Source organism: Streptomyces sp. NPDC001231 (genome assembly GCF_042896885.1).
Taxonomy (GTDB): domain Bacteria; phylum Actinomycetota; class Actinomycetes; order Streptomycetales; family Streptomycetaceae; genus Streptomyces.
Window position 1 is genome coordinate 316,731 of record NZ_JBIAXS010000001.1, and the last position, 20,320, is coordinate 337,050.

Sequence of the window (20,320 nt, forward strand, 5' to 3'; positions counted from 1 at the left end):
GTCCCGTCCGGATCACCCCCGCGTCGGCGGGGAGACTTCGCGCCCGGTCCTTGTCTCTAGAGTACGCGTCTCGGCCACCACAGGTTCCCGACGGGCCACCGGCCGGGGTTCCCCGAGGAGCGCCCGGCGCAGGTCGGCGCGGGCCTGCCGGGCGATGTCGCGCGCCGCGGCGAAAGCCTGCCGGGTGCCACGGCCCACTTGGCGCGCGACCCGCGCCGCGGGGCGCAGGACGGCGTCCCGGACGGCGTGCCCGACCGGCGTGAGCACCCGGCGGTACGCCCAGCGCACCGGCTCCACGACGAGTCGGCGCAGGACGGCCCCCAGGAACCGCCCGACGGCGAGGGAGATCCGCCCGGCCACCCGCCAGGCGTGCCCGAGGGCGTCCGCCACCTCCCGCCCGACGACGGCCAGGGCGCGACCGACGGGGACGAGCACCCACCGCCACAGCGCCCTCCCGCACCAGGCGAGCCCGCGGCCGGCCGGCGTGAGGACCCACCGCCACAGCGCGAGCGCGGGCAGGACGAGCAGGACACGGCAGGTCCAGTACAGAACCGCACCGACCCCGGCGGCCACCGCCGCGAGAACCCACCACAGTCCCCTCGCACACCGGGCGAGCGCACGGCCGGCCGGCGTGAGGATCCACGTCCAGCACCACTTGCCGGGGGCCACGAGGAGCCACCGGACGAGCCGGGCAGCGCCCGCGAACACCGCTGCTCCCACGGCGGCGAGCACGAGCCCGACCCTCCGGAGCACCCACTCGGCCGCACGCCCGATCGGCGCGAGCACGCGCGCGTACACCCACGCCAGCATGTCCCCGGCTCTCCGCGCGAGCCACACGAGCGTGTGCCCGATCGGCGTCAGCACCCACCGGTACGCCCCTACAAGTGGTACGACGACCAGTACGCGCCCGAGCCATACGAGCGCCCGGCCGAGCGGCCGCAGCACGGTGTCGCGCAGCAACCGCCCGCCGACGACGAGCGCGTCCCACGCCATGCGCACCGGCACGACCAGCACCAGCACCACGATCCGTACGGGCATCCGGATCGCCACCACGAGGCACCCCTCGGGCGACCGCTCCCCGACCCCCCGCTTCTCCAGCTCCATACCGGAGAGGACGCGGCGGCGCCCCCGCCGGATCCACGAGGCTCACGCGTCACTCGACAGGAATCCGCAGAGGCCGGACCCCGATCCCCCCTGGCCGCACACGACGACGGAGCGGACCGAACCGGCCCGCTCCGCGCCTTGGATCACTGGTGAATCGTCTTACTTGTGAATCGTCGCGCAGGCCTTGGTCCCCGGGTAATTGTGCCAATACCCGCAGATCTTGCTGCCGTCCGCCGCCGAAAGCCCCCAGGTGGTTCCGACCGTCTTCTTCTCGACCCGCGCGGCGCTGACGGTTTGACTCATGAAACCGCCCGACCCGTCCGTGAAGTCGATGTGCGCGTAATCGGTCCAGGCCCGGTTGTTCGACTGCTTGGACAGGTAGAAGCTGTCCACCTTGAGCCCGGTCCCGTTCACCGTGATACAAACCGACCCGGACCCGTCCGTGGATCCCGCGTTTCCGGTGCAGTTCGTGGCGCTGAACGGAGTGACATCCACCGCCTGGGCATTTCCGCCGAACATCGTGACACCCATGACAGCGGCGGCGATTGCGGTCAGAACCTTCTTCAAGTGGCTTCACACCTCAAGCGATTGAGCGGCAAGTGACAGGTCATATAAACAATCCGCCGCACACCGCAGCCACTCATTTCCGGCCTTGATCTGACCGGTTCCCCACTTCTCAAACACGTTGAAGCCCCCTCCCGTTCAACGGGAGGGGGCCGACTCGACCCGGACGGAACCGCCACCGCTGACCGGTCGTCAGCGGCAGTGACCATTCAGGAGCCGCTCCTGCTCAGTGCGCGTAACCGCTCGACGCAGGCGCCGGGGCCGCGTTCTTGACCGTCAAGAAAAAACAACTTCTTGCCGGTCGGGCAGATTTGGATGCGGGTGTCCATTTTCGTCCCGCGCTGTTGGCGTTTCCCTGCTCTACAGCAGGGATTGTGATCGAGGGCAGTGACCGGGGGCGCTTGCCGTTGCATCAGCCGGCCTCATTGGGCCGGGCCAAGTACGTCGTCGACGCTGCGCGGCTCCGTGCGCGGCTGTTGGTTGAGCTTGTGGCGCGCGATGGAGGATCGCCGGTAGACCTCCTTGCGGGCCCGCATGATGTTGCCCAGGGGCGCGTGCTCGGCGGTGACCCGCCAGGGCGTGAAGGACAGCGCGTCCATCTTCTCCAGATTCCCCGGCTCGGAGATGTCCTGCTGCGGCAGCCGCAGCTTGGCCACGGTGACGGATGGCGACAACTGCTCGGGCCACTCCACGGTGGTGTCCTCCACCGGCATGCGCTCCAGGTCGGTGCAGAGCTGGACCTGGATGTCGAAGGCGTAGGGCCGCTCCTGCAACTCGGCTTGCAGGGCGGGCCGGAAGACCTCCGCCCCCGAGGTCGGGTCGATGGCGCGCCGGACCACCGCGGCAGCGGAGGACGGGTCGGGGGTGATGCGCACCTTGGCGATGTAGTCCCCGTGCCGGACCGCGCCCATCGTCCAGTAGCTCGAAAGCAGCAGGTTCGCCGGAGGGGTCTTGGACAGACGCAGGAATGCCAGGAACTCGTCCCATGCCCAGTTGTCCTGGTCCAGTGTCCCCTTTCCGGTCACGAACTCGGTGAAGAAGCGATGTGCTCCGGTACGGCCCTGGGAGAAGTAGGCCGGCGCGTTCAGGAACAGTTCCTGGATGAACAGGTAGTGCTCGACTGTGTTGCAGAAGAAGATCGGTCCATTGATGTTGGCGTAGTCGAATGTGCCCGTGTCCGGTTCGTCTTCCAGCAGGGTCGGGCCGGGGATGTCGAACATCTTCAGCGCCAGTCCGGTGGCGGCGCCCAGTCGCGCGTCGGCTCCGGCGTGAGGCGAGCCGTTGGAGAAGCGGATGAGCGCATCGTGGGTTCCCGGGGTCGCGTAGATTCCTTGGGCGTACTCGGGGGGCAGCCCGTCCAGGATCTCCACTTCCCCTCGGACCAGCCCGTAGCCCTTGGCATGGGCGTCGCGAAGGGCCCGTCCGGTGCCGCCGGCCTCGACCGACTCGGCGATGTAGCTTTCGGTCTTCTCGATCACCGTCTGCACGTTGCGGTCGAAGTCCGGGTCGTCGTCTTCTATGTCCGGTGTGTAGCGGACGAACTGTGCTGCCATGACTTCGACCTCTCCTCTCGGAGACCGTGATCGCACCTCAGGGGCTTGGAATTGGTCTCAGCCCTCCAGGTCTGCGAGCCAGCGCAAAGCGCGCAGCCCCGGCACAAAGCAGTACTCGCCGCCCCGGGTGACCACGAAGCTGGGCAGGTTCTGCAGACGGCGCCGGACCGGCTTCTCCGGGATGGTGACGCTGCCGGTGCCGCCGTGATGCCCGGCTACCGGGTCCTTCTCGCCGGGGTAGCCGATGAAGTTGCCGTCGTTGACCCATTCGGCCTTGATGAACTCAAACTGCCGTTCCAGGTGGGCTCCGAGGAAGACTCCGACCCGGTCGGCGCCGTCGTCCTCAAGCACGCCTTCCGGCAGCGGCGGGCCGTAGGTGGTGCCACGGCGGATGAGGCGGTGCATCCGCGCATCGCCGATGATGGTGGAATCACGGGGGTTGGTGCGGCGGATGTGCGCACCGGCGGGGCACTTGTACCCCCGGTCGTCGTTCTCCCGGTACAGGAAGTTGTTGACGCGGTGCGCATCGGCCGCCAGCTCCGGATCATCGTGCTCCGGGGTCAGCGTCAACGGCGCTCCGCTCGGCCAGCGCCCGACCATCTTGGCCGCCAGGAGTGCCTCCTCCTCGGCGCTGGAACTGTTCGCGCGCAGGTACCGGCGCCAGGCCGCCACGTTGGTGTGGATCTTGCGGACGGCCGCGTAGGTCCCGTTGCGCCCCAGCACATCGGGGCTGGGCATGGGCGGCAGGCTGCCGGTTTCATCGGGGTAGCCGAGGATGAACTCGCCGGCCTTGATGGGGGCTTCCTGCGGGTTGGAGCCGGGCAGTCCGACGCCCTCGATGTTCGGATGGCTGATGCCGTCACGGAAGCCGAACGTGGTGCGCCCGGTCGGGAACTGGTGGACGTCCTGCTGCCAGATCACCTGGACACCGGGTGTCTCCTCGTAGGCGACACGGGCCCGCTCCAGCTCCTTGTCCAGCTCTGCCGTATCGGAGGAGAGGGCACTCAACGCGATGTGGACATCGCCCGTTCCGAACGGTGCCTCCCAGTGGGCCGGTGCGCTCTCGCCCACGTCGCCGATCAGCTCCGCCCGAGCGGCCATGCCCTCACGAAACGCCCGCGGAAAGCTGTCCAGCGACTCCTGGGGCACCCCCAGGGCCCTCAGCCCCTCGTAGGTGAACGCCACGGCGACCCAGGCATCCTGGCTCCGGTCCGCGCTGGGCAGACCACCCGAGGTCACCGGGAGCAGCCGCCGCAGCAGGGCGCGCCCGGCATGACGGTCATCGACACGCAGGAAGACGAACTTTCCCTCGTACGGCACGGGCCTCGGACGCAGCGCCCCGCTCTGGACGTCGTCGATCTCGATGCTCACGCCGGCCGCGCTGCTGCTGTCCGCGATGTTCATGATCGCTTGTGCCTCCACATCGGTCTCTGCCTGGGCAGCCCCGCAGCGGCCGCACCCACCGACGCGGTCCGGCGTTGGGTCGGTTCCGAGGATTGGTTGTGTCCGGGTTCTAGGCCGAGGCTTCCTCCAACAGCTTCTGGAAGGCAGGCGTGGCCACCAACTCCGCGTTGGCCGGGTTCTCCAGGGCCGACCGGAACTCGGGGGTGTCCAGCACCTCCTGGAACGCGTCGTCCACGCGGTGGTCCTTGAAGATCTGCTGAACGGTCAGATCGGGATAGGCGCTGACGAAGACCCCCGCGGGTGCCTGGTGGGCGATGAACCAGTCCTTCACCCCTGGATCCTTGACGCCGGGGAACCCCTCGCTGTGCGAGAAGACCTTGTCGAAGCGTTCCCCGACCACCGTCTTGGCGAAGTCGTCGATGTACGTGTCCCAGGAGCCGTCGAAGACGCTGGCGAACATGAAGCGGGTGTCGTTGTCGAAGATCACGTGCCGTGCGTCATGCAGGGTGCCGATCTGGCGCAGCGCCGCATGGACCCTCTCGTCATCCGCCGTGTCGGCCATCGCGGCGAGATCCTCACGCAACGCATCCGCATGGCCCGGCTTGATCTCGGTGAAGACGGTGAACTCGCTGCAGACCCCATCCGACCTGCCTGGCCGCTCGGGGTGAGCTGACTGGGTTGCACCTGTCGTCGCAGTCATCGTGTGATTCTCCTGCCACGGATCGGTGCGAGGGCCGCCAAGCGCCCGAACATGAGGCGCCATCGCCCCCACACATCAATCCTCACTACGGATGCAGTGCCTCGCATCCCGGGCCCTGGGCACTGCGGTCGCCTGAGGTGGATTCCCGGGAGAGTCCGGCGCTGCGGCGGCCAGCCTGATCCCTCCCGCCCCGAAAGGCTCCCGAGGACAGATCCGGCCAGGCGCAGGAAGATGGAATGAGTGGGACGTGCCGAGTACGCCGTCGTCACCATTCGGGCAGCCACTTCTTCCGCACGGCCGTGGAGACAGTGGCTCAGCCGATCGCACACCACCCCGTTGCGCCGCCGAGGCGGTCGGGGCACCCTCTCGCGCCAAGCCCTACTCATCTGGATCGCCACCCTGACCTCACACGGAGGCAACCATGGGCGCAGTTCTCGGTGACGTGCTGGGTTTCGCGGCGGCCGTCGCGGTCAGTCCCCTCCCGATCATCGCCGTCATCCTCATACTCGCCACGCCCCGAGGACGTCTCAACGGCGTCCTCTTCACCGTCGGCTGGATCCTGGGACTCGCGGCACTGGGTGCGGTGATGCTGGCGATCGCATCCCCGGCCGGTGCCTCCGCCCGCAACCACCCGGCCACCTGGGTGGGAGCCCTCAAGCTCGCCCTGGGCCTGCTCCTCGTCCTCTTCGGCGCCCGGCAATGGCACCGGCGCCCAAGGGATCCCTCGCAAGCTCGGCTGCCGAAGTGGATGAGCGCGATCGACCGCCTCACGCCGGTCAAGGTCTTCGCACTCGGACTGGCCCTGGCCGCGCTCAACGCCAAGAACGCCCCGCTGACCATCGCCGCGGGGGCCGCGATCGGCTCGGCCGGCCTGCCGGTAGGGCAGCAGATTGCATCTCTGGCGATCTTCGTCCTGATCGCCACCCTCGGCCTGCTGGCCCCGCTGGGAGTTTTCCTGCTCGGGGGAGAGCGAGCCAGGACCACGCTCGGCAGCTGGAAAAACTGGGCAGCTCAGCACAATGTCGCCGTGATGGCGGTCTTGTTCTTCGTCCTCGGGCTGAAGCTGCTCGGGGACGGCATCTCCATCCTCACCTCCTGACAGGCTCACTCGCGTCGCCCGGATGCCGGCGAGCCCCCTCCCCATCAGGGAGGGGGCTCAACAGGCCACGCGGACGAAGGCAGCGGCCACCTCGTCCTCGCTCGCCCCTACCAGCGCCTCAACCACCCGATCGAGTGCCTCGCGCAGCTCAGTGCGCGTGACCGCTCGACGCAGGTGCCGGGGCCGCGTTCTTGACCGTCAGGGGCAGCAACTTCTTGCCGGTCGGGCCGATTTGGATGTGGGTGTCCATCTGCGGGCAGACGCGGCACGCCGATCGGGCACGAGACGCCGATCCCGCCCAGCCCGCAGTAGTCGGCAGGATTCTTGTCGAGGTGGCAGTCGGCCGCGTAGAAGTCGCCCCCTGCGGCGACGACCCGCAGTGCCGTCGCGGAAGCTGAGCTAGGCGAGCTTCCCGATCACGAGGAAGTCCCCGTCGTCGGCCTCGATGAGGTCCGGACAGGATTGCCCCGTCGCACCGCCCCTCTCGGCGGGCGTCGATCCGATCCGGCGCATGAGGGCTCCTTGGTGACAGGATCGGTGCCATGGGCACCGAGAGGGTGTGGGCGTACCGAGTGGAGGAGCCACACGGCTCGCACGGCTGGCGATCCCACAGCGGCCCCTCCCACCGGTGGCGGGGAAGGGTCAACACCGAGTCCCGGAGCGAGGACGCCAAATACGTCGCCGCCCTCGTCGTCACCGACCTTGTGACCGAGTGGAAGGTGAACGGCGTCAGCGAGCAGCACGTGCGCGTGATCGTGTGGGCGGGCGAAGAAGGCACCGGCCCCGAGGACGCGGCCTTCACGCTGGAGATCCAGCCTGACGTCGACGGAAAGTGACCAATCGCGGCCGGATCCGCGCACTGCCGGGGTACCGGCCCGGACGTCGAGTCGATCTCCTGGTGTCCGGCCAGTGCAGATCGACGTCGGACACCGCAGCGAGCTCAGACCCACTCCACCTCTGAGCGAATGCGCGAGCAACCTTCCGGCTCCGGCAGGGGCGTACGGAGGCTCCGCTTCGGGGCCGCCGGCCGACCTCCAGAAACGCCGACAGCAGCCAGCGCAGCCGCTACCTCCTCCTCACTCACCCCGGCCAGGGCCTCAATCACCCGATCGAGTGCCTCGCTCACCTCAGTGCACGTGACCACTCGAAGCCGGCGCCGGGCCAGCGTTCTTGACCGTCAGAGGAAGCAACTTCTTGCCGGTCGGGCCGATTTGTATGGCCGTATCCATCTGCGGACATACCCCGCAATCGAAGCAGGGGGTCCAGCGGCAGTCCTCGACCTCGGTTTCGTCGAGCGCGTCCTGCCAGTCCTCCCAGAGCCAGTCCTTGTCGAGGCCGGAGTCGAGGTGGTCCCAGGGGAGGACCTCCTCGTAGGTGCGCTCGCGGGTGGTGTACCAGTCGACGTCCACGCCGAAGGGGACGAGGGCCTTGTCCGCGCAGGCCATCCAGCGGTCGTAGGAGAAGTGCTCGCGCCAGCCGTCGAAGCGGCCGCCGTCGTCGTAGACCGCGCGGATGACGGCGCCGATCCGGCGGTCGCCGCGCGAGAGCAAGCCCTCGACAATGCCGGGCTTGCCGTCGTGGTAACGGAAGCCGATCGAGCGGCCGTACTTCTTGTCGCCGCGGATCTTGTCGCGGAGCTTCTCCAGACGGGCGTCCGTCCCCTCGGAGGAGAGCTGGGGCGCCCACTGGAACGGGGTGTGCGGCTTGGGGACGAAGCCGCCGATCGAGACCGTGCAGCGGATGTCGTTGGAGCCGGATACCTCGCGGCCCTTCTGGATCACGCGGGTCGCCATGTCGGCGATCTGGAGGACGTCCTCGTCCGTCTCCGTGGGCAGACCGCACATGAAGTACAGCTTCACCTGGCGCCAGCCGTTGCCGTAGGCCGTGGCGACGGTGCGGATCAGGTCGTCCTCCGAGACCATCTTGTTGATGACCTTGCGGATGCGCTCCGAGCCGCCCTCCGGGGCGAAGGTGAGGCCCGAGCGGCGGCCGTTGCGGGTCAGCTCGTTCGCCAGGTCGATGTTGAAGGCGTCCACACGGGTGGAGGGCAGCGAGAGGCCGATCTTGTCGTCCTCGTAGCGGTCGGCGAGGCCCTTGGCGACATCGCCGATCTCCGAGTGGTCGGCCGAGGACAGGGAGAGCAGGCCCACCTCCTCGAAGCCGGTCGCCTTCAGGCCGGCCTCCACCATGTCGCCGATGCCCGTGATGGAGCGCTCGCGCACCGGGCGGGTGATCATGCCGGCCTGGCAGAAGCGGCACCCTCGCGTGCAGCCGCGGAAGATCTCGACCGACATGCGCTCGTGGACCGTCTCCGCCAGCGGCACCAGCGGCTGCTTGGGGTACGGCCACTCGTCCAGGTCCATCACCGTGTGCTTCGACACACGCCACGGGACGCCCGACTTGTTGGGCACCACGCGGCCGATACGGCCGTCGGGGAGGTACTCGACGTCGTAGAAGCCGGGCACGTACACCCCGCCCGTCCTCGCCAGACGGAAGAGGAGTTCCTCGCGCCCGCCCGGGCGGCCCTCCGCCTTCCAGGCGCGGATGATCTCCGTGACCTCCAGCACCGCCTGCTCGCCGTCACCGATGACCGCGCAGTCGATGAAGTCGGCGATCGGCTCGGGGTTGAAGGCCGCGTGGCCGCCCGCCATCACGATCGGGTCGTCGATCGTGCGGTCCCTGGCCTCCAGCGGGATACCGGCCAGATCCAGGGCCGTCAGCATGTTCGTGTAGCCCAGCTCCGTGGAGAAGGACAGGCCGAAGACGTCGAAGGCCTTCACCGGACGGTGGCCGTCCACCGTGAACTGCGGGACGCCGTGCTCCCGCATCAGCGCCTCCAGGTCGGGCCACACGCTGTAGGTGCGCTCGGCCAGGACACCCTCGCGCTCGTTGAGGACCTCGTAGAGGATCATGACGCCCTGGTTGGGCAGGCCGACCTCGTAGGCGTCCGGGTACATGAGCGCCCAGCGGACGTCGCAGGACTCCCAGGGCTTGACCGTGGAGTTGAGTTCTCCGCCGACGTACTGGATCGGCTTCTGCACATGTGGGAGCAGAGCTTCGAGCTGCGGGAACACGGACTCGACGGTCTCGGCGGCTTCGGCAGGCATCTCGACGGACCTTCGTGAGCTGACAGGGGTGACCATCAAGCGTAACCCGGTCCCGGACCTGTCCCGAACGCCCGGAAGGCGGTCGCGGGAGCGCTCAGAGGGCCGTCCCCTTCTCGATCGCCCGCCAGGTTTCCGGCAGCCGCGCCTCCAGCTCGGCCGCACTCTGCTCCTCGCGTCCGTGGAGCACCCCGTACGTGAACGCGCTCTCCCCCGCCGCGTGCGCCTGGCCGGCCAGCTCGCGCAGGGTCCGGCGGGCCATGACGCTGTCCTGGTGGTCGCCGAGCAGGCTCTGCAGCGACTTCCCCGCCTTCACCAGGCCGGCGGCCGGATCGCCGAGGGCGGGTACGGCCGCCTCGGCCGCGTACCGGGTGGCCTTGGCCTTCTTGCGGGCCTCGTGCAGGGCGAGGTCGCGGTCGTGGCCGGGTGGCAGGTCGAGGGCGTGCCGGAGCAGGGCGGAGAGCGCCGCGAAGTCCTTGTGTACGGCCTTGGTGATCACCTTGGCCGGTTTCCGGGCGGCGGCCGGGCGCAGCGGCGGGTCGGCCAGCAGGGCGTCGAGTGTGTCGAGGAGCGCCAGGTGGCGGTCGCTGTCGAGGTCGGCGAGGAGGCGTCGGCGCGAGTCGCTGCGGGCGGTCTGCGACCAGGTGCGCAGCCGGGTGCGGACGGGGCCGGTGACCAGGGTGTAGGGCAGGTCGTCGAGGTCGGCGGTGAGGCGTTCGGCGAGGACTTCCTGGTCGCGGCCGAGCCCGAGTTCGGTGCCGAGCCATTTCAGTTCCGCGCGGACCGGGTCGGTGGCGGTCCGGTCCAGGACCTTGCGGTAGGTGCGCAGGGCGCTGCGCAGGCGGCGGGTGGCGACGCGCATTTGGTGGACGGAGTCGTACTCGTCCCGGCGCACGGCGGGGTCGAGTGCGACGAGGGCGTCGCGCTGGGCGCGCAGGTAGGCGAGGACGTGGTCGCCGGCCGTCGTGGGGGCCGCGTGCCCGGCCGCGGTGGGGCGGGGGCGGTCGGGCGGGGCGGTCTCGGTCAGGGCGCGGGCCAGTTTGGAGGCCGCCGGGGAGGGGCGTACGCCCGCCTTGCGCAGGCGTTTGCCGACGGCGTCGAGGAGCGCCGGGTCGCCGTCGTCGGCGAGTTCCACCTCGATCTCGGTCCACTGGGCGGCGCCGCCGTGACCGGTCAGCCGTTCGGCCCGTACGGCGTCGACGGCGACCTCGGCGAGCGGGGTGCCGTCGGCGTCGACGAGGTGGCTGATCCCCCGGCGGGAGCGGATGCGGACCAGTGGGAGCAGTTCGGCGTCGCGGACGCGGGAGCGGACGAGTCCGGCGAGGGCGGGGGGCACGGTGTCGGAGAGGGGGGCGTGGATCTCGTCGCGTACGCCGGGGCTGACCGGGAACTTCAGGTGCCAGCCGGCGTCGGTGCCGCCGGTGCGGCGGCGCAGGGTGAGTCCGTCGGCGGTGAGGCGTTCGTCGGGGGTGTCGTAGTAGACGGCGTCGAGTTGGGCGACGCCCTGGTCGACGACGGCCGCCACCGGACCGACGCCTGTCAGGTCGGGCAGTCCGCCGTCGCCGGCCTCGTACTTGCGCTCGATCTCCCTTTTCGCCTTCATGTCCGCCATGACCCGAATCTAGTGCGGGTCCGGCCCCGGCGGGAGGGGTCCGGGCGCGGGTCGCCGCCGCTACGCCGACATGGGCCGCTGCACTCTGATCGACTGGAGCAGTCCGACCGCCACCCAGACCGCGAACATCGACGAGCCGCCGTAGGAGACGAAGGGCAGGGGCAGGCCGGTGACCGGCATGATGCCCAGGGTCATGCCGATGTTCTCGAAGGACTGGAAGGCGAACCAGGCGACGATTCCGGCGGCGACGATGGTGCCGTACAGCTCGGTCGTCTCGCGGGCGATGCGGCAGGCGCGCCAGAGCACGATGCCGAGCAGCAGGATGATCAGGCCGGCGCCGAGGAAGCCGAGTTCCTCGCCCGCGACCGTGAAGACGAAGTCGGTCTGCTGTTCGGGGACGAACTGGCCGGTGGTCTGGGAGCCGTGGAAGAGGCCCGCGCCGGTCAGGCCGCCGGAGCCGATGGCGATGCGGGCCTGGTTGGTGTTGTAGCCGACGCCGGCCGGGTCGAGGCTGGGGTTGGCGAAGGCGGCGAACCGGTTGATCTGGTACTCGTCCAGGATGTGCAGCTGCCAGACGGCGATGCAGCCGACGACACCGGCGGTGAGCAGGCCGAAGACCCAGCGGTTGGAGGTGCCGGAGGCGAGCAGCACGCCCAGGATGATGGTGAGCAGGACCAGGACCGTGCCGAGGTCGGGCATGAGCAGCACGACCATGATCGGTACGGCGGCGAGGCCGAGCGCCTGAAGGACCGTGCGGTGGTCGGGGTACATCTTGTCGCCCGCGTCGACCCGGGCCGCGAGCAGCATCGCCATGCCCAGGATGATCGTGACCTTCACGAACTCGGAGGGCTGGAGGGAGAAGCCGCCGCCGAGGACGATCCAGTTGCGGTTGCCGTTGATGGTGGCGCCGAGCGGGGTGAGCACCAGCAGCACGCCGAGGACCGAGAGCCCGTACAGGATGGGCACGACGTTGCGCAGGGTGCGGTGGCCGAGCCAGACGGTGCCGATCATCAGGGCGAACCCGATGCCGGTGTTCATGAGGTGCCGGACCAGGAAGTAGTACGGGTCGCCCTGGTTGATGCCGGTGCGGTTGCGGGTGGCGGAGTAGACCAGGGCGGCGCCGATCGCGGACAGCGCCAGCGCGCAGAACAGAATCGGCCAGTCGAGCCGGCGGGCGGCCGAGTCGCGGGCGAAGACCCGTGTCCAGCCGCCCTTTTCGGGGCCGTACCCGGAGATGGAGAAGCTGTTCGCGCCGGTCATGCGGTCATCCTCCGGCTTCCCCTTCGGCGCTGGCGCCTGCGGGTGTCGCGGTTGCCTGTGGGGGGCGAGGCGGTGGTCGCCGGCGGCTGCTGGTCGTTCGGTGCGGTGCCGCCCTGCTGATCGTTCGCGGTGGTGCCGCCCTGCTGGTCGTCCGGCGCGGTACCGCCCTGCCCGGCCTGCTCGGCGGCCTGCTTGGCGATCTCCTCCTGGTCCTTGGCCGGGTCGGCGGAGACCTTCGCGGCAGCGATCGAGCCGTCGGGCCGGATCTGCGGCAGGCTCTTCTGCGGGGTGGGCAGCAGGGCCTTCTTGTTGTCGATGGAGCCGTCGGCCTGGACGCCGTACATGGCGCTGTAGATGTTGCGGACGGCCTCACCGGAGGCGCCGGAGCCGGTACCGGCCTGGGCGATGGTCATGATGACCGTGTAGTCCTTGCTGTAGGTGGCCAGCCAGGACGTGGTCTGCTTGCCGTAGACCTCGGCGGTACCGGTCTTGGCGTGCAGCGGGATCTTGTCCTGCGGCCAGCCGGCGAACTTCCAGGCGGCGGTACCGCGGGTGGCCACGCCGGCCAGGGCCTGGTCCATCATGTCGCGGGTGGCCTTGGTGATGGGCAGCTTGCCGTGGGACTTCGGCTTGATCTCGGTGACGTGCTTGCCGTCGGGGCTGACGATCGCCTTGCCGATGGTCGGCGTGTACATGGTGCCGCCGTTGGAGATCGCGCCGTAGATGACGGCCTCCTGGATCGGGGTGAGGAGGGTGTCGCCCTGGCCGATGGAGTAGTTGATCGAGTCGCCCTCGCGCAGCTTGTTGCCCTCGAGGCAGTTCTCGTAGGCGATCTTCTCGACGTAGCTGCCGTCCTTCTTGCCGGTCTCGCACCAGTTTTCCTTGTTGGCCTCCCAGTACCGCTGCTTCCACTCGCGGTCGGGGACGCGGCCGGTGACCTCGCCCGGCAGGTCGATGCCGGTCTCCTTGCCGAGGCCGAACTGGTGGGCGGCCTTGTAGAAGTAGTCCTTCGGCTTGCCCTTCTTGGGGTTGATGCCGCCGTCCTTCTTCCACTCGTTGTCCGAGAGGTAGTAGAAGACGGTGTCGCAGGAGACCTCCAGGGCCCGGCCGAGTGAGATCGGACCGAAGCTCTCCCCCTCGAAGTTCTTGAAGACCTGGCCGCCGACCGAGTAGGAGCTGGTGCAGGGGTAGTTGCCGTTGAAGTCGTAGCCGGCCTCGACCGCGGCGGCCGTGGAGACCACCTTGAACGTCGAACCGGGCGCGGACTGCCCCTGGATGGCCCGGTTCAGCAGCGGGTAGTCGGAGTTCTTGCCGGTGAGCGCCTTGTAGTCCTTGGCGGAGATGCCGCCGACCCAGGCGTTCGGGTCGTATGTGGGGGCGGACGCCATGGCGACGATGCGGCCGGTCTTGGCCTCCATCACGACGACGGCCCCGGAGTCGGCCTTGTAGTTCTTCTCGGTGATCTTGTCCCACTGGGCCCGGGCGGCCTTCATCGCCTTGTCCAGCTCGTACTCGGCGATCCGCTGGACGCGGGAGTCGATGCTGGTGACCAGGCTGGAGCCGGATTCGGCGGCGTCCGACTTGGACTTGCCGATGACGCGGCCGAGGTTGTCGACCTCGTAGCGGGTGACGCCGGCCTTGCCGCGCAACTCCCGGTCGTACTGCCGTTCGAGCCCGGAGCGGCCGACCATGTCGGAGCGCAGGTAGGGCGAGTCGGTGTCCTTGGCCTTCTGGATCTCTTCGTCGGTGACCGGTGAGAGGTAGCCGAGGACCTGCGCGGAGTTGGACTTGCCGGGCCCGACATAGCGGCGCACGGCCTGGGGGTCGGCGGTGATGCCGGGGAAGTCCTCGGCGCGTTCGCGGAGTTGCAGGGCCTGGCGCGGGGTGGCCTCGTCGGTGATGGGGATGGGCTGGTACGGAGAGCCGTTCCAGCAGGGCTGCGGGGTCTTGGAGTCGCACAGCCGGACCTTCATCATGACCTCGTCGACGTCCATGCCGAGGACGCCGGCGAGCTTGGTGAGGACCGCCTTGCCGTCGTCCTTCTGCTTGAGCAGGTCGGTGCGGGAGGCGGAGACCACCAGCCGGGTCTCGTTGTCGGCGAGCGGCACACCGCGGGCGTCCAGGATGGAGCCGCGCACGGCGGGCTGGACGACCTGCTGGACGTGGTTGCCGGAGGCCTCCTTCTGGTACCGGGCGCCCTCACGGATCTGGAGGTACCACAGTCGGCCGCCGAGCGTGCCGAGCAGGGAGAGGACGAGGATCTGGATGACGACGAGCCGGGTCTGGACGCGTGGGGTCCGACCGGTCTCAGGGATGTTGGTCACGGGTACTGCCTCCCCCTCTCAGTGCGTGCAACGGACCTGCGCGGCCGGCAGGGCGGCCGACTGCCGTGGTGTCACAGCCGCTTGACCCCCTTGATGCGGCCGACCCGGGTGGTGCGGGTGCGGGCCTTGGCCTTCAGACTGCCGAGCGTGCCGCGCCGGCCCCCGATGCTCAGTCCGGTGCCGGAGGAGAGCCAGCCGGAGGAGATGTCGGTCTTCTTGGCGGCGGAGCCGGACTCGGCGAGCGGATCGTTCTCCGCGCGCCTGGCCAGCCACATGACCCCCGGCACCACGAAGGGGGCGAGCAGCAGGTCGTACACGGCGGCCGTCAGCAGCAGTCCGCCCAGGCCGACATGGCGGGCGGCGGTGTCGCCGACGAGGGCGCCGACGCCCGCGTACAGCAGGGTGGAGCCAATGGCGGCGGCCACCACCACGGCCATGGGGCCGGTGGCCGACTTGACCTGGCCGGTCTCGGGTTTGATGAGTCCGGCGAGGTAGCCGATGACGCACAGTACGAGGGCGTAGCGGCCGGCGGCGTGGTCGGCGGGCGGGGCGACGTCGGCGAACAGTCCGGCGCCGAAGCCGACCAGGGCGCCGCCTACGTGGCCGTAGACCATGGCCAGGCCGAGGACGGTGAGCAGCAGCAGGTCGGGGACGGCTCCGGGCAGGTGCAGCCGGGACAGGACGCTCACCTGGATCACCAGGGCGACGACGACCAGCGCGGTGGAGAGCAGGATCCGGTTGGGGCGCATGGGACGTGAAGCTCCTACTGCTGCGGATAGTCGTTGGCGTAGGCGTCGGCGGACGGGGTGACCGTCACGGTCACCGTGGGCGTCGGGGTCGGCTTGGGCTTCGGCGGCAGGACCTCGTCGCGCGGGTCCTTCTTCGGGGCCTGGACGACGACGCCGACGACGTCGAGCTTGGTGAAGCCGACGAACGGCGTGACGTAGACGGTGCGGGTCAGGTCCCCGCCGGAGGGGTCGACGCGGGAGACGACACCGACCGGGACGCCCGGCACGAAGGGCCGGTTGCCCTGGGAGCCGAAGGTGACCAGGCGGTCGCCCTTCTTCACGTCCGCCTTGCCGTTGAGGAGTTGCACGCGCAGCGGCCGGTCGCCCTGGCCGGAGGCGAAGCCGAGTTCGTCGCTGCCCTCCATGCGGGTGCCGACGGTGAAGTCGGGGTCGTTGGCGAGCAGCACGGTGGAGGTGCTGGGGCCCACGGTGGTGACGCGACCGACCAGTCCGTCGGCGTTGAGGACGGTCATGTCGCGCTGGATGCCGTCGTCGGCGCCGGCGTCGATGGTGATGGTCCAGGAGAAGCCCTGGGTCGCCCCTATGGCGATGACCTGGGCGCCCTTGATGCCGTACTGGCCGTCGCCGGACAGCTTCAGCATCTTGTTCAACTGGGTGAGGCGGCTGCGTTTGCGGTCGTCACTGCCGAGTTCGGCCTTGAGGGCGGCGTTCTCCTTCTCCAGCGCGGCGAGCCGGTCGTGGCGCTCGCCGGAGTCGCGGACCGCGGAGACCGCGTTGCCGACCGGGTTCACCGCGGCCGACACGCCGTTCTCGATCGGGCCGAACACGGTGGCGGCGGCCTGCCGGGCACCGTCCACCGGGGAGTTCTCCCCGCCGCGGATGTCCACCGTGATCAGCGCGAACGCGATGGCGATCAGCAGCACCAGGAGCAGCCGGCTCTCTTTCGTGTCCCTCACGTGCGGCGGCCGTGCCCTTCCTCATAGGAACCGGGTGGCCCCGTCGAAGCGCCGTCTGCGCGCGCAATCCCAAGGGGCCCGTTTGCGGGAGCTTATGCCTCTATATCAACGATCCGCCGCACGAGAAAAGATCATCTCGTACGGCGGAGTCGCTGAGTTGTGTCATCTGCGGGGCTGGGCGTCCAGGACCTGCTGGAGTGCCTCGAACTCCTCGACGCACTTGCCCGAGCCGAGCGCCACGCTGTCCAGCGGGTCCTCGGCGATGTGGATCGGCATGCCGGTCTCACTGCGCAGCCGCTCGTCCAGGCCGCGCAGCAGTGCTCCGCCGCCGGTCAGAACGATTCCGCGGTCCATGATGTCGCCGGACAGCTCCGGCGGGCACTTGTCGAGGGTGGTCTTGACCGCGTCGACGATCGCGTTGACCGGCTCCTCGATCGCCTTGCGCACCTCGGCGGCCGAGATGACGACGGTCTTCGGCAGCCCGGACACGAGGTCCCGGCCGCGGATTTCGGTGTGCTCGTCGGAGTCGAGGTCGTACGCCGAACCGATCGTGAGCTTGATCTGTTCGGCCGTCCGCTCGCCCAGCAGGAGCGAGTACTCCTTCTTGACGTGCTGGATGATGGCGTTGTCCAGCTCGTCGCCCGCGACGCGGATGGACTGGGCGGTGACGATGCCGCCGAGCGAGATGACCGCGACCTCCGTGGTGCCGCCGCCGATGTCCACCACCATGTTGCCCGTGGCCTCGTGGACCGGCAGGCCGGAGCCGATGGCCGCGGCCATCGGCTCCTCGATGATGTGCACCTGGCGTGCGCCGGCCTGGGACGAGGCCTCGATGACGGCGCGGCGCTCGACGCCGGTGATACCGGAGGGCACGCAGACGACGACGCGCGGACGAGCCAGATACCGCCGCTTGTGGATCTTCAGGATGAAGTAGCGGAGCATCCGCTCCGTGATCTCGAAGTCCGCGATCACGCCGTCCTTGAGCGGACGCACGGCGACGATGTTGCCCGGCGTGCGCCCGATCATCTTCTTCGCCTCGGCACCGACCGCGAGGATCCCACCGGTGTTGGTGTTGATCGCGACGACGGACGGCTCGTTGAGTACGATCCCGCGACCCCTGACGTACACCAGCGTGTTGGCGGTCCCGAGGTCGACAGCCATGTCACGGCCGATGAACGACATTGAGTTCCCCATCAGGATTCGTCTGGCCTTCCCTGGGAGCGTTTGACGGCAATTCAGGTACGGCGAGGTGGGTGCTGTGACGTGAAGGCTTCCATCGTAGACGCGCCTGCACGAACACTGTGCGAGGGTCTTCGCCATTGTCAGCAGATGGCGTACCGCCTCGCTTCTGGAGACGGTCCATCGGGGGCACTCGTTCCCCCGATCGGCACCGCGTATGCAACCGGGCGGCCGGGTTCGTGCGGCCGCCCAGGTCAGGCGAACGGCCGAGCTGACGGGGCGTCAGCTCGGCGGCGGTCGGGGAGGGCGCTCGGGGGTCAGCCGCGGCCCGGGAAGAAGATCTTCACCTCGCGCTCGGCGGACTCCTCGGAGTCGGAGGCGTGGATCAGGTTCTCCCGGACGATCACTCCGTAGTCGCCGCGGATCGAACCCGGAGCGGCGGCGATCGGGTCGGTCGGGCCGGCCAGCGCGCGCACGCCCTCGATGACCCGCTCACCCTCGACGATCATGACCACGACCGGGCCGGACGACATGAACGCCACCAGCGGCTCGTAGAACGGCTTGCCCTTGTGCTCGCCGTAGTGCTGCTCCAGGGTCTCCGTGTCCAGGGCGCGCAGGTCCAGCGCGGTGATCTGCCAGCCGGCCTTGCGCTCGATACGGCTGATGATCTCGCCGGTCAGGCCACGACGGACTGCGTCGGGCTTGAGGATGACGAGGGTGCGCTGGGTCACGGGTGGCTCCTTCTCCTGGCAGATGTGCGGTGGGACGAGGTTACAGGGCGTGTCGCCGCTGCTGTCACGCAGCGTCAGCCGGAGGGCCGACCTCGGCGGCCTGGGCCGCGAACCTGGCCTTCGCCTCCTCGATCTTCCGCCCGAAGTGCACCGACGCCCACCACAGCGCCGCGAAGACCGCACCGAGGAAGTACATCATCGGCACGACCAGGCCGGACGCGATCAGCGCCAACTGGAGCACCCAGCCGAGGACCACACCGGCGGGCCGGGTCACCACGCCGCACAGCAGCAGGCACAGCAGCATCGCGATGCCGCTGACCGTCCACACGGTCGCCATGGACAGGCCGGGGTCCTTCATCGCGACCAGCGCGGCGAAGCCGATGACGAAGAACTCGCCGATCAGGGTCGAGGAACACAGCGTACGCACGAGAAGTCAGCCTCTCCCCAGGAGCAGTCGGGCCTCACCGACGGTGATGACGGAGCCGGTGACGAGCACACCGCCGCCGGCGAACTCGCCCTCCTCCTCGGCGAGCGTGATCGCGGCCTCCAGCGCGTCCGGCAGCCGCGGCTCGACCTGGACCCGCTCCTCGCCGAACACCTCGACGGCGAGCGCGGCCAGCTCGTCGGCGTCCATCGCGCGGTGGCTGGAGTTCTGCGTGACCACGATCTCCGCGAAGATCGGCTCGAAGGCCTCCAGCAGGCCGCGCACGTTCTTGTCGCCGCTGGCCCCGACCACCCCGATCAGCCGGCTGAAGTCGAACGCCTCCCGGACCGCCTCGGCGGTCACCCGCGCGCCCGCCGGGTTGTGCGCGGCGTCCAGCACCACGGTCGGCGAGCGCCGTACGACCTCCATCCGGCCCGGCGAGGCGACGGACGCGAACGCCTTGCGCACGGTGTCCACGTCCAGCGGCTGGGCGCGCTGCGCGCCTACGCCGAAGAACGCCTCGACGGCGGCGAGCGCCACGGCGGCGTTGTGCGCCTGGTGGGCGCCGTGCAGCGGCAGGTACACCTCGGTGTAGTCGCCGCCCAGGCCGCGCAGGGTCAGCAGCTGGCCGCCCACGGCCACCCGGCGGGCCACGACACCGAACTCCAGCCCCTCGCGGGCGACCGTCGCGTCGACCTCCACGGCCTTCTTCAGCAGGACCTGCGCGGCGTCCACCGGCTGCTGGGCCATGATCACCGTGGCGTCCTGCTTGATGATGCCGGCCTTCTCCCCGGCGATCTCGCCGGGCGTGGTGCCCAGCCGGTCGGTGTGGTCCAGGTCGATGGGGGTCACCACGGCGACGTCACCGTCGATGACGTTCGTGGCGTCCCAGCTGCCGCCCATCCCGACCTCCACGACGGCCACGTCGACCGGCGCGTCGGCGAAGGCGGCGTACGCCATGCCGGTCAGCACCTCGAAGAAGGACAGCCGGTACTCCTGCGAGGCGTCGACCATCTCCACGTACGGCTTGATGTCGTGGTACGTCTCGACGAACCGCTCGGCGGAGATCGGGACGCCGTCCAGGCTGATCCGCTCGGTGATCGACTGCACGTGCGGGGAGGTGTACCGGCCGGTGCGCAGTTCGAAGGCGCCGAGCAGGGACTCGATCATGCGGGCGGTGGAGGTCTTGCCGTTGGTGCCGGTGATGTGGATGGACGGGTAGGACCGCTGCGGCTCGCCCAGGACGTCCATCAGCGCGGCGATCCGGCTGACCGAGGGCTCCAGCTTGGTCTCGCCCCAGCGGGTGGCCAGCTCCCCTTCGACCTCGCGCAGCGCCTTGTCGACCTCGGGGTCCTCCGGGCGCCCGGGTACGTCCGCCTGCGACGGGCCGCCCTGGGTCCGCAGGGTGCGGCTGCCGGCCTCGATGACCGCGAGATCGGGGTCGCGTTCGGTCTCCGTGGCGATGATCTCGTCGAAGGTGTCGAGAGGGTCTGGCTGGCCGCTGCTGTCCGGGGGGAACTCACTCACGGGGCCAAGTGTACGGAGGGTCGCCGACAT

Annotated in this window: 17 protein-coding genes; 2 read left to right on the top strand and 15 right to left on the bottom strand. The window is 69.5% G+C overall.

Annotated elements, in window-relative coordinates:
* Positions 1-12: 12 nt before the first annotated feature.
* The 5 genes from ACFY3J_RS01390 to ACFY3J_RS01410 form a co-directional block, all read right to left on the bottom strand.
* Positions 13-1,104, bottom strand: a complete 1,092-nt coding sequence (locus tag ACFY3J_RS01390; RefSeq protein ID WP_390839763.1) for a hypothetical protein — start codon at positions 1,102-1,104, stop codon at positions 13-15.
* Positions 1,105-1,263: 159 nt separating this feature from the next.
* Positions 1,264-1,671, bottom strand: a complete 408-nt coding sequence (locus ACFY3J_RS01395) for a hypothetical protein (RefSeq protein ID WP_141360942.1) — start codon at positions 1,669-1,671, stop codon at positions 1,264-1,266.
* Positions 1,672-2,090: 419 nt separating this feature from the next.
* Positions 2,091-3,221, bottom strand: coding sequence for a catalase family protein (locus ACFY3J_RS01400; protein ID WP_390839765.1), 1,131 nt, complete (start codon positions 3,219-3,221; stop codon positions 2,091-2,093).
* Positions 3,222-3,278: 57 nt separating this feature from the next.
* Positions 3,279-4,625: a Dyp-type peroxidase gene (locus ACFY3J_RS01405; protein ID WP_390839766.1), complete on the bottom strand. Its 1,347-nt coding sequence runs from the start codon at positions 4,623-4,625 to the stop codon at positions 3,279-3,281.
* 109 nt (positions 4,626-4,734) lie between these two features.
* Positions 4,735-5,187 carry a hypothetical protein gene (locus ACFY3J_RS01410; RefSeq protein ID WP_384173035.1) on the bottom strand — a complete coding sequence of 151 codons (453 nt, stop codon included), beginning with the start codon at positions 5,185-5,187 and terminating at the stop codon, positions 4,735-4,737.
* A gap of 559 nt (positions 5,188-5,746) precedes the next feature.
* Between ACFY3J_RS01410 and ACFY3J_RS01415 the strand changes: the two genes are divergently transcribed.
* Complete coding sequence (locus ACFY3J_RS01415) at positions 5,747-6,424, top strand: GAP family protein (RefSeq protein ID WP_390839768.1); 678 nt, start codon at positions 5,747-5,749, stop codon at positions 6,422-6,424.
* A 542-nt stretch (positions 6,425-6,966) separates the two neighbouring features.
* Positions 6,967-7,260 (top strand): hypothetical protein, encoded by a 294-nt coding sequence (locus ACFY3J_RS01420; RefSeq protein WP_390839770.1) that lies wholly within the window; start codon positions 6,967-6,969, stop codon positions 7,258-7,260.
* A 291-nt stretch (positions 7,261-7,551) separates the two neighbouring features.
* Here the strand turns inward: ACFY3J_RS01420 and ACFY3J_RS01425 are convergent, their stop codons facing one another.
* From ACFY3J_RS01425 to ACFY3J_RS01470, 10 genes are all read right to left on the bottom strand, one after another.
* Positions 7,552-9,531, bottom strand: coding sequence for a TIGR03960 family B12-binding radical SAM protein (locus ACFY3J_RS01425; protein WP_390839772.1), 1,980 nt, complete (start codon positions 9,529-9,531; stop codon positions 7,552-7,554).
* A 94-nt stretch (positions 9,532-9,625) separates the two neighbouring features.
* Positions 9,626-11,140: a CHAD domain-containing protein gene (locus ACFY3J_RS01430; RefSeq protein WP_390839773.1), complete on the bottom strand. Its 1,515-nt coding sequence runs from the start codon at positions 11,138-11,140 to the stop codon at positions 9,626-9,628.
* A 60-nt stretch (positions 11,141-11,200) separates the two neighbouring features.
* Positions 11,201-12,400: a rod shape-determining protein RodA gene (gene rodA, locus ACFY3J_RS01435; protein ID WP_384173023.1), complete on the bottom strand. Its 1,200-nt coding sequence runs from the start codon at positions 12,398-12,400 to the stop codon at positions 11,201-11,203.
* Positions 12,397-14,724, bottom strand: coding sequence for a penicillin-binding protein 2 (gene mrdA, locus ACFY3J_RS01440; protein WP_384173020.1), 2,328 nt, complete (start codon positions 14,722-14,724; stop codon positions 12,397-12,399). The genes rodA and mrdA overlap by 4 nt, the downstream gene beginning before the upstream one ends.
* A 71-nt stretch (positions 14,725-14,795) precedes the next feature.
* Positions 14,796-15,473 (bottom strand): rod shape-determining protein MreD, encoded by a 678-nt coding sequence (mreD, locus tag ACFY3J_RS01445; protein ID WP_384173017.1) that lies wholly within the window; start codon positions 15,471-15,473, stop codon positions 14,796-14,798.
* A gap of 14 nt (positions 15,474-15,487) precedes the next feature.
* The gene (gene mreC / locus ACFY3J_RS01450; RefSeq protein WP_390839776.1) at positions 15,488-16,429 is read right to left on the bottom strand and encodes a rod shape-determining protein MreC; all 942 of its coding nucleotides are present in this window, start codon (positions 16,427-16,429) and stop codon (positions 15,488-15,490) included.
* A 162-nt stretch (positions 16,430-16,591) separates the two neighbouring features.
* Entirely contained in the window at positions 16,592-17,611 is a 1,020-nt protein-coding gene (locus ACFY3J_RS01455) for a rod shape-determining protein (protein ID WP_384174076.1), read from the bottom strand.
* Positions 17,612-17,925: 314 nt separating this feature from the next.
* The gene (ndk, locus tag ACFY3J_RS01460) at positions 17,926-18,339 is read right to left on the bottom strand and encodes a nucleoside-diphosphate kinase (protein ID WP_225075143.1); all 414 of its coding nucleotides are present in this window, start codon (positions 18,337-18,339) and stop codon (positions 17,926-17,928) included.
* 64 nt (positions 18,340-18,403) lie between these two features.
* Positions 18,404-18,766, bottom strand: coding sequence for a DUF4233 domain-containing protein (locus ACFY3J_RS01465; protein ID WP_384173011.1), 363 nt, complete (start codon positions 18,764-18,766; stop codon positions 18,404-18,406).
* A 6-nt stretch (positions 18,767-18,772) separates the two neighbouring features.
* Entirely contained in the window at positions 18,773-20,320 is a 1,548-nt protein-coding gene (locus tag ACFY3J_RS01470) for a bifunctional folylpolyglutamate synthase/dihydrofolate synthase (protein WP_390839779.1), read from the bottom strand.